Genomic DNA, 11,981 nt, shown 5'->3' with positions numbered 1-11,981 from the left:
ATCCTTTCAAATGCATGGATATATATCTGCTTATATTTCGGGAAATCCGAAAATTCTTTCCAGCGTTTTTTTCCTGCCATCGGGCAGCCAATACACCCAACCCGGTTATATCCACATTGATACAATTCGCAAGTTTCTATGTGCTCAGAATGTATAAACTCCCAAATATCTGAGTGTGTCCAGTCTATAATCGGATTTACCACCATTTTTTTTTGCTTCATGCATAACTCTGTCATCCGCCTATAGGAAACATTGTCATTCATCAGCATTACTGTACTAAACTTCTCTTCTTCTTTTTTTGTATGTCCGATTTTTTCAAATTCTCCCCTTCCGGATCTGGCTGTACTTTCATCCCAACGCACTCCAGTAGCAATATATCTGTTTGCACATCCAGTTTCTTTCAAAACAGAGCAGCAATACCTTGCAACTCTTGTCGGCGGCATCATCTTTTGTGGAATCAGCTTCCACATGCTTGTTGGTTTCCCTTCATATACGGGCATTTCAATCCCACATTTGATCCCATCCAGTTCTAATTGTTTGAATACATCCCTTATATGCCTGACCGTTTGCGGTGCATCTGCTGTTGTATGGCTGTTATGTACCTCGAATGGGACACCGGAACGTTTAAATAATTCCAGTATTACATCACTGTCTTTGCCACCACTGTATGTGCAGACAAGCGGTTTCCCATAGTGGTGTATGCTCATTTCTGATGCTAATTTAATTCGCTCAATTGCTTTTTGTTCTTTATCCATCGTTGTCACCAATTCACAATTTATTATTCAGATGAGACAGCCCCGCCCTCTCCACTGTTCAGTTTTATTTCCTCCAACACCCCGCATTCATTAACACGGTGGAACTGGTTGGCAAATTTCAAGATGGAGTTCCGAGCTTCCCATTCTTCTGCATTTTTTCAACTTCTTTTTCTACTGCCAGCAATATGTCTTTTGCAAATTCTGCCTTGTTATATTTCTGGTATAACTCATCCGTTGTCTCCACAAAAACATCCCATTCTTTTTGCCCCATATCTTTTCCAAAGTATTTTCGATACAAGTGCCAACAATCCTGAAACAACCTTGCTGCTTCTAAAAATCCCATCATAACTTTTCAATGCAGATATAGATTCCCGGAACGTCCGCCCAGAACTTTTCTGTAATCTCTGATGCTACTTGTGCATCATCATCCCAGAAACCGACTTGCGTCATACAGTCCTTTAAAAGTTTCTGCAGATTATCTGTATCTGGTTTACTGATCCGATACTCTCCATTTTGATGCCTTCCCCTCGGGAAACACCATTTCACAATTAGCCTCACTCCACAGTTAAACGGTTCTTCTGGTACGTATTTTCCGAGATGGGCCGTCAGCTTCTGCCTTGCTGCTTTTAATTCATCCGGTTCATAAAAGACCGGATGTCCATTGACCACATGTACTTTTTTTTCCTGATGCGTGCATGTCGGCGGCTTCATAACCATAAAAAAATTTAACCCCATTCACTTCACCTCTTTAACGCATGAAATTATTCATTTTCTTTTTTAATGTGCGCCCTGTCATCGGGGAGGGGGAAGGGAGACGGGGCCGGGCTCACTTAAGGCCCGTCCCTCTCCTACCCCCGTGACCACGCGAATGCGGGGAAAATTTATATATTTATATATAGTGTCTTCCCCGCACTACGGGGATGTCATGTTTTTATGTCTTCCCCGTCATTTTCCTACCTACGGGAAAGACATGTCTTCTGTTTCCCCCGTCATTTTCCTACCTACGGGAAAGACATGTCTTCTGTTTCCCCCGTGCAATTATTTATTTTCCTTTTTATATACATTTCCATCTTTGATAATATAGCCGCCATGCTCTTTTATCCGATCCCGGACTGTCCTTTCAGATACCCCAAGATACTCTGCAACTTCTTTTACGCTTGGATCATCTCCAAAATTACTTCCGTCAATAGCATCTTGAAGTGCCTGTTTCCGGTCTGCTTTTCGGTCTTGTGCATTCTTTTTGTTTTTAGAAGCTGCCTTCTTCCATGCCGGCTGACCATCCTCTGGCTGGATATCTTGCAACATGCCTGATTTATCCTCCCTGTGGATCGGATAATCAAACCATAGATTAACTGGATCAAACTTCTTGAACTCCCTTAAAGTACCGTCAATTCTCCACGCTGTACGTGCTCTCACAGCTTTGCAAGCATCTTCAATCCGATCATTTAACATCTTAAATTCAAGAGGTTTCATAGTCTTATTACAGTACGCTATCAGTTCAGTACTGCTGCATAAATCGTCCTGGGATAAATCATCTTCTATAACGTGCCCATATCCATATCTCTTAAGCAGATCTATACAGACTGCGCAAGCTGCCTTATTTTCTTCTTGTTTCAGAAGCGCATCTGTTGGCTCTAATTCAATCAGATCCAGCAGTGCATCCGGATCCCTTGCGAATACACCCGAACCTGAAGCCCTATCCATAGACTTCTTTCCCCCCTGGCTTCCTTTACTGTGATGATGGCAGTAAATCACTGCACATCCAAGTTCCGTACAAACCTTATCAAATTGATTGCAGAATTTCGCCATTTGATCAGCACTGTTCTCGTCACCAGTAATAACTTTATAAATTGGATCAATGATAATAGCTACATATTCTTTTTTTGCTGCGCGGCGAATCAGCTTAGGGGCCAGCTTGTCCATAGGTACTGATTTCCCTCTAAGATTCCAGATATCAATGTTCTTAAGGTTGTGCGGTTCTAGTCTAAATGCGTCATACACATCTTTGAACCGGTGCAAACAGCTCGCCCGGTCAAGCTCCAGATTTACATACAGAACCCTGCCTTGTGCGCACTTCCATCCAAGCCATTCTTTACCTTCTGCAATAGACACGCACAATTCTATCTGCAAAAATGATTTCCCAGCTTTGGAAGGTCCTGCAATCAGCATCTTATGCCCTTTTCTTAAAATGCCATCAATAAGGCATGGGGACAACTCCGGAAGATTGTCCCAGACATTTTCCAGTCCTTCCGGTTCCGGAAGATCATCATTCACGCCTTCAATCCATTCCTGCCATTCTTTCCACGATTCTTTTCCTATGTTCGTGTCCACAATAAACTGTTTTTTTCCATTCCGCTCAATCCCGGGGAGTCTTGAAAGCCTGGATGGGTTCTTATTCTGAGTATCTACTTTCAAGCCATTCTTCTGGCAAATTTTATATAGATAATCAACTTTTTTCCTATATTCGTTATAGTCTGCAGCATCAATTTTTACGATTGCATGCAGACTCTTTTTCCCTGAGAATACAAGACATGCCACAGGCAGCTCCAATTCCCTGATAATGGCATTCTGCCGGTCAACTTCCATATTATCTGATTCCACAAGTGCATATCGGAACTCTGTTACATTCTCATTCTTACATCCATTTCCATCTAACGGATTAAATCTTACCCACGCTCCAGCATCTCTATTGTAATCACCAAGTACAGCGCCAATATCTCCTTTGCAATTATTGAGTTGTTCAATTAATTGTCCTGCTGTTCTGTCCCAGCTTCCTTTTTGCGGAAGCCATTTTGTCCCCTTATCGTCTGTCTTTTGCCAGCTTCCTGTCACATAACCAACGTTTTCTCCTGATTCAAAAAGCGTTTCTAAATATGCTGTGATTTCACGGACAGGATTCCAATCTTTTGGTTCCCGTATTTCTTTACCCTCCAGCCAGCCATTATCTACAACGACCAGATCATCCTTTTCACCTATGGAATCATCCCAACCAAGCTCATGCCCCGGATCACGCTCCTGGACCCAGCCTCTTTCAAGTGCCATCTGTACGATTGTTCCGCCAGTAACCGGAAGCGAAGAACCATTGAAACTGGTCCATTTACGGAAACATTCTCCCGAATGGTATCTTGCACTGTCACGCCTGCTCCATTCATCCCAATCAGATGCTGTATACCCCTCGTGCTTTAATGCCATACCGACATTTACCCACTCCTGATAATCCAGTTCCGCCGGATGAACATATTCAAGAATCTCCAATAATCCAGTTCGCTGTGTCATTTTTATGCTCCTCTATACTCTGATGGACGGATGTCTGCTGGTATTTTCCAGCCATTACCTGCAATCCGGTCAATCAATTTCTTTGCAGTATCAAACTGCCACGTACCAACATGTTTAAAACCTTTTCTTTCTAAAAAACGAATCTGCTTTGGAGTTGTAAGCCCCTCGCTTCTGCGCTTGTCCAGCCTGTCAAGAATCTTTGCTGCCTTCCCTGCGTTCTCAATTGCATCTGGAAGAATTCCAAGCTTCTCCAAGGTCTTTTTCTGTTTATCAGACGGCGGCGCCATCTCCCATCCGAAAGCCGGAACATACCCAGCAAGATCTTCTGCCTGGATACTCATTTCAAACTGTAACGGATCTACTAGCTTTCGTTTTCGTTTCTTCATTTCATCCAACTGTTTTGCCAATGCTTCTTCTCGTTGTGAAATGACATCTTCAGCGGCTTCTTTCTCTGCCTCTTCAATATCCATTGGACAACCAGCTTCTTTTTCCAGATTCTCTGTCATCTTTTGTGCTATATCTTCACTTTCGCAGATTAAATGTGCCGGATGGCATAATTCATGCCGTTCTGTATGCCATAAAAAATCCAGTAATAAAAGATGGTCTTTTCCTGTCTCCGGCGAAAGTCTGGTTCCGCGGCCTACCATCTGGCAATACAGACTCCGCACTTTTGTCGGACGGAGTACTACAATACAGTCAACACTCGGACAATCCCAGCCTTCTGTAAGTAACATCGAATTACAAAGCACATTGTACTTATCGTTTTCAAAATCTTCTAAGATTTCTGCACGGTCTTGGCTGTCTCCATTTACCTCAGCTGCCCGAAATCCATTCTTATTTAAGATATCACAAAATTTTTTGCTGGTTTTAACAAGTGGCAGAAATACAACTGTTTTCTTATCTGCGCAGTACTCTTTCATTTCTTCTGCGATATTTTTAAGATATGGATCCAATGCAGTCCCCAAGTCCCCTGCCTTGAAGTCCCCTGCCTGCGTCCCCACTCTGGTCAAGTCCATGGTAAGGGGAATGGTAACTGCCTTGATCGGAGACAAATATCCTTCCTTGATAGCTTTGGGAAGAGAATATTCATAAGCCAGGCTTTCAAATACAGTTCCAAGATTTTTCATATCCCCTCTGTCCGGTGTTGCGGTTACACCTAGCACTTTTGCATCTGGAAAATGCTGCAGCACGCGTTGATAGCTGTTCGAGATGCAATGATGCGCTTCGTCAATGATGATTGTGTTGAAATAATCTTCCGGGAACCGGCTGAGTCGGCTTTCCCGCATCATAGATTGTACAGAACCAACAGTAATGCGGAACCAACTTCCGAGACAGGATTCCTCTGCTTTTTCAGTTGAACAGCCAAGTCCTGTTGATTTGCCTATCTTATCCGCAGCCTGTTCCAGAAGCTCACCTCTGTGTGCCAGAATAAGGACCCTGTCCCCATTCTGCACACACTGCTCCGTCACTTTTGCAAATACAATCGTTTTTCCACATCCAGTTGGAAGCACTAAAAGTGTTTTTTTTATTCCATTCTCCCACTGTTCAAAAATGGAATCCTTCGCTTCCTGCTGGTAAGGCCTGAGTTCCATTAGAATTCACCTGCCTTGAATTCTTTTTCCGGATACGGATAAATCTTCTTGATATGATTGTACTTTTTGCTATCGTCTTTTTTATCTGCATCAAGCGTAATCTGCGCACGCCCTTTTAATCCCGGGAGCGCATTCCAATTCATTTTCAACTTCTCTCCTTTTTTCTTTAATCCAACTCCACAAAACAACTCTGACAATTTCCATTCCATTTTAGAGTGAAGAATAAAATTTTCCCTGATTGTTGCTACTTCTCCATTTGCTCCTGTTACATTAAAAAATACTACTGCCATATTACTTGCCGGAATCTTCTCGCTCCCCTGTGAACGTGCCCTCTCATAGTGATCAATTACAAAATCATAATCTCCTGCTGGTAACTCTACAAAATTACTGTCTTTTTCAATCTCATCTTCCCAACCAAATTCCCTGTCCATTTCGCCCATAACTCTAAAATCCTTTCTCTTTCTTAATTATTAAAATGGTACTTCATATGTTTCTCGCAGTTTCTGGATCATGCCGTACACCTGCGCCCATGCACCGACAAGCACTCCGGAAATAAAATCCGGATCATAATTCTCAATCGGCGTTTTCTGTGGATAATATCCTCTGTCAGCAACTACTTTCTGTATCTCTTCCTCTGACACCAATTTATCTTCCATTAAATCCCTCAGTGCTTTCGGAATCTTTTCACTCACATGAAAAACACTATCTTTTGGAACTCCGGAGGCTTTTTGTTCCGTTTTCTTTGGTTCAGCCTTCTCTTCCGGACTTGTATCAAATTCCAATTGTTCTGGAACTCCATCAGGAATATTCATAAAATCCTGTTGCTTCTCTTCCTTCGTGTATTCTTTTACCGGAACACTCCCCTGCTTATTGGATGAAATAATATGTGCAATTTCTGAATAGTTAAATGAAAGTTCGTCCTCTAACCCATAACGGTTCTTCGCATCCCAGCACGGGTGATGGCTTGTATACATCACACGCCTTCCTCCCTGTGCCTTGTGTTTCTTCCCTTTATCATCTGCCGCCACAGAATATGTTTTATATTTTGCAAACAGCAGCATGTCCGACCACTCTTTTACTAACGGAGAAGTCTGTGACTGCGTCTTTTTTCCAAGTTTCAACTCATATCGGTCATACGCACCCATTTCATCCGGCTGCTCAAATTTCCGGATCTGCGCATGTGCAGTCAGCACCACATTAATACCTTTCTCAACAACATCTTCCAACCGGTTCAAAAATCGTCCGAATTCTTCTTTGGCATAAACATAGCCATTTCCATATCCGAAGTCTTCAATTCCAGATTTATCATGCTTTGCGCAGATAAAATCCACGCAGAGATGCTCTGCCCAGTCTAGGGTATCGATTACGAGTGTCTTACACTCTTCTGGATGATTCTTCACATAATCGATTTCTTCAAGCAGCATCTGCCAGCTGCTTGGCTTTGGCAGCCTCGCAACATCCATATCTTTTGTACTGCCTTCTGTATCTATAAATACCGGATCTGGAAATTGGGAAGCAAAAGTGCTCTTTCCAATTCCCTCAGGACCATAGCAAACCACTTTTTTTGCGCATGGTATCTTTCCTCTTGTAATCTGCATTAAAATGCACCTGCCTTCCATTTCGGTGAATCTGTGGATTTCTCCGCTGACTGTCCCGCCACATAACCATCTTCGATGATGATCGAGCACTCATCTCCTGTGCTAACTCTTGTTGCAATTGCCTGTAATCCTTCCTGTTCAAGCCACTGCCCAAATTCCTGTAGAGTCTGCATGTCCATTTGTTCTAACTTATCAAGTAAAACAAATCCGCATTTCGGATTTAATTTACGGACAATAGCTGTGGAAACTTTCATACGGTCAGAGCCAGACATGTTGTCCCACTTTTGGCCTTTGTAAATCAATTCACCGTCTTTTACAGATAATTCCGGTAAAGGAAGTTCTGCTGCATTTAATAAATCTGTCTTTGCCTGACGTTTATCATTGATTTTTTTTGTAAGTGCACTATATTGGTTTTTATATTCCAGGGCATCCTCTTCCGCTTTTTCCTTATCCAGGTTTGCCCGCACTTTTCGGTTAATCTCTTCAATATTTGCAATACTTTCTTCTAACTCTGCTGTAGATTCATCCTGCAGATCCATTGCGTTCATTTTTGCAATCCGCAGATTTTCCTCTGCTTCCTTTAATCTATTTTCCTTTTCCATAAGCTGCTGGCGCATTGCCTCCACTTCCTGCTTTAGGAAATCCACATCTTTTCGGTACTTTTCTGCCTGATCACGCTTTCTCTGATTCTCGCCATTTTTTGCAAGAATTTCTTGCTGCTGTTTTATCAATTCTGAAGGAGAAATTAAATCCTTGGGGGCATCTGGATGATATGCCTGTTCTTTCGCAAACTTTTCTTTCTGGCTTGCAATTTGACCAATCGCAAGCCTCCTGTTATACAATTCCTGCTCTTCTTTTTCTAAAACAGCAAGCTGGTCCCCTACTCCAATAATCTTCAATAATATCTGCGCTTTCTCTTTCCCTGTGGACTCCATAAATTTAGGAAGGTCTATCGCAAGTTGTTCTACGAATTCATTTAAAAGCTGCTGTCCACCTTTATTGCCCTCTGGATCTGTAACTTTTAAACTGCTGTTTTTCCCTTTACGCTCTACCACAAGACCGTTATCCATTACAACACGTAAATTTGGAGGTATTACAGACCCTTGTCTTTGGGCTTCTGTCGGACGGTATTTCTCACCGCCAAGAGCCCATGCAATTGAATCTAAAACAGAGGTCTTCCCCTGGTTATTGTTTCCGCCTACAATTGTCAGCCCATTCGCAGTCGGCTCAATTTTTACCGCTTTTATTCTTTTTACATTCTCAATTTCTAACTTATTGATTTTAATACATCCCATCACTCATCCACCTCACCGTACATGTTTGATTATATCCATGATCATTGCCATCCCAGAATCCATCGCCACATTTATCCCCTTTACTGCCCCGGACGCAAATGTTGCAAGCACAATATCCTGTTCCGGCACATACTCCAGGTCTACCAGGTCATTCAGACCCCTGGTCTCCTGCAGCGCCGGAAGCAGAAGCCCGCATATTTTCTGTTTATTTTCCATACTTTACAAATCCTTCAAAATCTTCTATACTTTAATTGCGTAATTATCTGAGTACCCGAGCTTGCCGGCTCATGTGGGTACTCTTTTCATTCTTCTCTTTTCATTCTTTCCTTTCCACCATCTTCCAGTAATCCCCATTCAGTTCCAAATAAACCTCCCTGCTTATAAGACCTGCGCTCTCCGCAAAGTCAATCGCCCCAAATATCCACTGCTGCCATCCTAATGATACATAACCTTCTGTCTCCGCCTCTTCCTTTGTTTTTTCTATGTAAAGCCGGAGTTTCTTTTCAATCGTCTTCTCGTCCATGTCTCCACCTCCCACTACCATACCGGTCCAGCCTGTGCAATATAAACCGCCACCATCCCGATGAAAATCAGGGACAGTTTAGCCAGGCACACTATCAGTTTTCTGTCTGTCACTCTGCCAGTCTCCTCTCCGCCTCTTCACGGCTGATATCAATGTACTTCGCCACCTCGTTAATCGTTGCCTCGTATTGGTACAGTCCGCCTTTTGTACCCGGACGTATCACCCTGCCAAACTTCCACTTGCCTGTCCGCATCTTGTGCCTCACTTCCTGTGGGTCACACCGGATGACTTTTGCGATTTTTGTTGCTGTATTCAAAATCTCTGACATGCTGTCTCACCTCCCTTACTCTTTTCACCTGTCTTGAACAGGTAGCCTGTTCTATTGAATTTCTCTGATGAATCCCCTATACTTTACATACAGGCATCTGCCATGCCGAGTACGAAAGAAAGGAGAATTACATAATGCGAAATAGTACTTTAATTGAAAAAGTTGTTGAGATTACTGTTGCTAAACTCTCCATCGCTGATACGCCCACAAGCCAAATTAGCGGTGAAGAAACCGCTGAATTTATGCAGGAAATCTACAACAAGTTAGTAGAGCTTAACAAAAATGAAGACTAGTTATATTTTGCTCTGGCGGATACTAGTTCTGCCAGAGCCTTTATTTCCTCAGCTAATACTTTTCCATCTTCTTTTTCTGAATCTGTTATTATTCGAACGCATATTTCTTCAATAACCTTATCTACCTTACTAACTTCAAACACTCTCTCACCCCCTATCCTGCTTTCTCTTCTGGAATTAAGTAGTTTTCTTGGGCACTGTTTGTGCATAAATCTCATCTCTAGTTAAAAACATTGTCCATTCCCCATTGTTGTAGCTGATATCAATCCGAGAAACAAATTCCATGTCTTCTCCATTCAGTTTATAAATATTTTTCTCAAGATCGATTTCTAGAGATTTAAGTTTCTTTCTTTCGACCATTTCTCTCACCTCACTTTCCATCTGGATGTCCATATTGTTGGACACCTGATGTGATATGCTACTCTATGAAGTATTCAATAGGAACATCAAAATATTTTGCAAGAACTGCAAGTTTATCCGTTTTAGGAGTACTACGACCAGATTTCCAATCTGAAAATGTAGATTTCGTAATTCCAGTATCAACAGATACACGATAATCCGTTAGTTTTCGCTCATCTCGAATACTTGCATATTTTTCATACATTAAAAACCACCTCATTTCCGAATTTTCTATTGATTTTAGTTCGGAAATCAGATACAATATATTTACCAGATACATTGACAGCGAATTAAATATTAATTCTGTTTTGATTTCCGAACTTTACAAATTTATTATAGTGCGGATTTCAGAACTTGTCAATACATTTTTATACGGAATTCAGAATTTTTTTCGAGGTGTATTATGTATGAGATTTATTGCAAGTTAAGAGACGCAAAAGGACTGAAGGATGCCAATATTGCCAAAGCAACAGGAATTACCAAATCCACATTTTCAGATTGGAAGAATGGAAGAAGCAAACCAAAAGATGAAAAACTTCAAAAAATTGCTGATTATTTCGATGTCACAATTGACTACTTAATGACTGGAGAAGAAAAGGAAGGTGATAAATATTACATAAACGAGGAAACTGCTGAAATGGCACAAAAGTTATTTGAAAACAAAGATTTACGTGTACTGTTCGATGCTGCTCAGGATGCTACACCAGAAGATTTAAAAACAACTTATGATATGCTTATGGCATTGAAAAGGAAAGAACGTGGTGAAAATGAATTTTGATTATCAAATTTTCTTCATTAACGACATGAACGTGAATGAAGTGGTTACAGAAAATGAAGATGGTTCTTTTACTATCTTTGTAAACAGTAACTTATGTGAGAGTAAAAGACTCAAAGCGATCAAACATGCGTTTCAACATATAATGAACCGCGATTTTGAACAATCAAATGTTCAAGAGATAGAATCTTATGCACATGATATGGTATAACCCAATATGGGATTATATAAAGTGGTGTTTTCTCGGCACAATTACAAAAGAAGAGGGGTGATCGACAATAAAAGAGGTTTCTAAATTGAGTACTGACTTATTTGATAACGGATTCAATTTCATTTCGATTGGACGTATAAGACCAGAAATCGTAGACTTTATAATTGAGAAATGTCCCGATTTTTCAAATATACTTTATTCCGACACTGACATTCTCTTTTGGAAAGACCGTATTAAACATACCGAGCGCCATAGAAAAGATTTTGTGTCGGATGAAGAATACGAACTATGTTTTGAACAAATTCCCGACATTATACGCAATCCCGAATTTGTCAGCATTCATCCAAACAAGGACAGTATTTCTTTTATTTGTCGGTTCACCGACCATGTATCTGTTGCTGTCCGCTTATCCACTAACGGGCGGTTAGCATACAGAACGATGTACCCTTTGCGTGAATCACAACTATACAATTACATAAAACAAGGACGAGCTTGGAAAGTCTGATTTGACAAATTTTCTGTCAAGGTGTAATATATCTATACAGACAGACAATACTATGTCTATGAAGATAAGTTATTCAAGGATAGAACAGGCAGCTATCACGCCCCAGTGGTCTTAAAGAGATGTCGGATTGCCACCCGACTGAATAACTTATCTTTCATGATAAACTCCGCCGTTAACCGGCAGTATAAAAGACATATAGCCTATAGGGCATCAAATCAGACCTCGTAGAAATACGGGGTCTTTTACGTATTCTACTCTATAATGGGAATACAATAAATTGAACCGCAAAGGTCGGAAAGGCTCCCGACACACTCGCAAGAGTACCTGAGATGCTGGATACGCCGCCCAGCTTGTGATTCAATTTACAATCAAAGGTGTTTCCATTGCGGAAGCACCTTTTGTTTTTTATACAAAAATAGCCGCCCCAGCGC

18 protein-coding genes are annotated in these 11,981 nt (G+C 41.3%); 4 read left to right on the top strand and 14 right to left on the bottom strand.

Going from position 1 to position 11,981, the window contains the following annotated elements:
- The 11 genes from NFS18_RS18135 to NFS18_RS18085 all read right to left on the bottom strand — a co-directional run.
- The coding region (locus tag NFS18_RS18135; protein ID WP_251392828.1) for a phosphoadenosine phosphosulfate reductase family protein at positions 1-755 on the bottom strand (755 nt) is incomplete at its 3' end.
- A gap of 118 nt (positions 756-873) precedes the next feature.
- The gene (locus NFS18_RS18130; protein ID WP_251392827.1) at positions 874-1,053 is read right to left on the bottom strand and encodes a hypothetical protein; all 180 of its coding nucleotides are present in this window, start codon (positions 1,051-1,053) and stop codon (positions 874-876) included.
- Positions 1,054-1,097: 44 nt separating this feature from the next.
- Positions 1,098-1,490 carry a RusA family crossover junction endodeoxyribonuclease gene (locus NFS18_RS18125; protein ID WP_251392826.1) on the bottom strand — a complete coding sequence of 131 codons (393 nt, stop codon included), beginning with the start codon at positions 1,488-1,490 and terminating at the stop codon, positions 1,098-1,100.
- 303 nt (positions 1,491-1,793) lie between these two features.
- The gene (locus NFS18_RS18120) at positions 1,794-4,031 is read right to left on the bottom strand and encodes an AAA family ATPase (RefSeq protein WP_251392824.1); all 2,238 of its coding nucleotides are present in this window, start codon (positions 4,029-4,031) and stop codon (positions 1,794-1,796) included.
- A gap of 2 nt (positions 4,032-4,033) precedes the next feature.
- Positions 4,034-5,623 (bottom strand): DEAD/DEAH box helicase, encoded by a 1,590-nt coding sequence (locus NFS18_RS18115; protein WP_251392822.1) that lies wholly within the window; start codon positions 5,621-5,623, stop codon positions 4,034-4,036.
- The gene (locus tag NFS18_RS18110; protein ID WP_251392817.1) at positions 5,623-6,063 is read right to left on the bottom strand and encodes a hypothetical protein; all 441 of its coding nucleotides are present in this window, start codon (positions 6,061-6,063) and stop codon (positions 5,623-5,625) included. The genes NFS18_RS18115 and NFS18_RS18110 overlap by 1 nt, the downstream gene beginning before the upstream one ends.
- Positions 6,064-6,093: 30 nt before the next feature.
- Positions 6,094-7,221 (bottom strand): ATP-binding protein, encoded by a 1,128-nt coding sequence (locus NFS18_RS18105; RefSeq protein ID WP_251392815.1) that lies wholly within the window; start codon positions 7,219-7,221, stop codon positions 6,094-6,096.
- A complete protein-coding gene (locus NFS18_RS18100) occupies positions 7,221-8,516 on the bottom strand; it encodes an AAA family ATPase (RefSeq protein WP_251392812.1) in 1,296 nt (431 codons plus the stop codon). The genes NFS18_RS18105 and NFS18_RS18100 overlap by 1 nt, the downstream gene beginning before the upstream one ends.
- A gap of 12 nt (positions 8,517-8,528) precedes the next feature.
- Positions 8,529-8,732: a hypothetical protein gene (locus NFS18_RS18095; RefSeq protein ID WP_251392810.1), complete on the bottom strand. Its 204-nt coding sequence runs from the start codon at positions 8,730-8,732 to the stop codon at positions 8,529-8,531.
- A 100-nt stretch (positions 8,733-8,832) separates the two neighbouring features.
- Complete coding sequence (locus tag NFS18_RS18090) at positions 8,833-9,039, bottom strand: hypothetical protein (RefSeq protein WP_251392808.1); 207 nt, start codon at positions 9,037-9,039, stop codon at positions 8,833-8,835.
- A gap of 109 nt (positions 9,040-9,148) precedes the next feature.
- The gene (locus NFS18_RS18085; RefSeq protein ID WP_251392806.1) at positions 9,149-9,367 is read right to left on the bottom strand and encodes a hypothetical protein; all 219 of its coding nucleotides are present in this window, start codon (positions 9,365-9,367) and stop codon (positions 9,149-9,151) included.
- A gap of 134 nt (positions 9,368-9,501) precedes the next feature.
- On the opposite strand from NFS18_RS18085, the gene NFS18_RS18080 reads away from it, so the two are divergent.
- Positions 9,502-9,660: a hypothetical protein gene (locus NFS18_RS18080; protein ID WP_251392804.1), complete on the top strand. Its 159-nt coding sequence runs from the start codon at positions 9,502-9,504 to the stop codon at positions 9,658-9,660.
- Here NFS18_RS18080 and NFS18_RS18075 read toward each other — a convergent pair.
- Genes NFS18_RS18075 through NFS18_RS18065 form a run of 3 tightly spaced genes read right to left on the bottom strand, consistent with a single transcriptional unit; the run spans position 9,657 to position 10,264 of the window.
- Positions 9,657-9,803 carry a hypothetical protein gene (locus NFS18_RS18075; protein WP_251392802.1) on the bottom strand — a complete coding sequence of 49 codons (147 nt, stop codon included), beginning with the start codon at positions 9,801-9,803 and terminating at the stop codon, positions 9,657-9,659. The genes NFS18_RS18080 and NFS18_RS18075 overlap by 4 nt on opposite strands.
- Positions 9,804-9,837: 34 nt before the next feature.
- Positions 9,838-10,053 (bottom strand): hypothetical protein, encoded by a 216-nt coding sequence (locus NFS18_RS18070; protein WP_251392801.1) that lies wholly within the window; start codon positions 10,051-10,053, stop codon positions 9,838-9,840.
- A gap of 25 nt (positions 10,054-10,078) precedes the next feature.
- The gene (locus NFS18_RS18065) at positions 10,079-10,264 is read right to left on the bottom strand and encodes a helix-turn-helix domain-containing protein (RefSeq protein WP_251392799.1); all 186 of its coding nucleotides are present in this window, start codon (positions 10,262-10,264) and stop codon (positions 10,079-10,081) included.
- 198 nt (positions 10,265-10,462) lie between these two features.
- On the opposite strand from NFS18_RS18065, the gene NFS18_RS18060 reads away from it, so the two are divergent.
- The 3 genes from NFS18_RS18060 to NFS18_RS20020 all read left to right on the top strand — a co-directional run bounded on the left by NFS18_RS18060 (position 10,463) and on the right by NFS18_RS20020 (position 11,550).
- Entirely contained in the window at positions 10,463-10,837 is a 375-nt protein-coding gene (locus NFS18_RS18060) for a helix-turn-helix domain-containing protein (protein WP_251392798.1), read from the top strand.
- A complete protein-coding gene (locus NFS18_RS18055) occupies positions 10,827-11,045 on the top strand; it encodes a hypothetical protein (RefSeq protein ID WP_251392829.1) in 219 nt (72 codons plus the stop codon). The genes NFS18_RS18060 and NFS18_RS18055 overlap by 11 nt, the downstream gene beginning before the upstream one ends.
- An 85-nt stretch (positions 11,046-11,130) precedes the next feature.
- On the top strand, positions 11,131-11,550 hold the full coding sequence (locus NFS18_RS20020; protein ID WP_408631566.1) for a PBECR3 domain-containing polyvalent protein: 420 nt from the start codon (positions 11,131-11,133) through the stop codon (positions 11,548-11,550).
- The last annotated feature ends 431 nt before the right edge of the window (positions 11,551-11,981 follow it).

This window comes from Mediterraneibacter agrestimuris (assembly GCF_943193195.1).
GTDB lineage: Bacteria > Bacillota > Clostridia > Lachnospirales > Lachnospiraceae > Schaedlerella > Schaedlerella agrestimuris.
The sequence above is the reverse complement of the archived record's forward strand: the minus strand, read 5'-3'. Positions and strand labels throughout refer to the sequence as shown.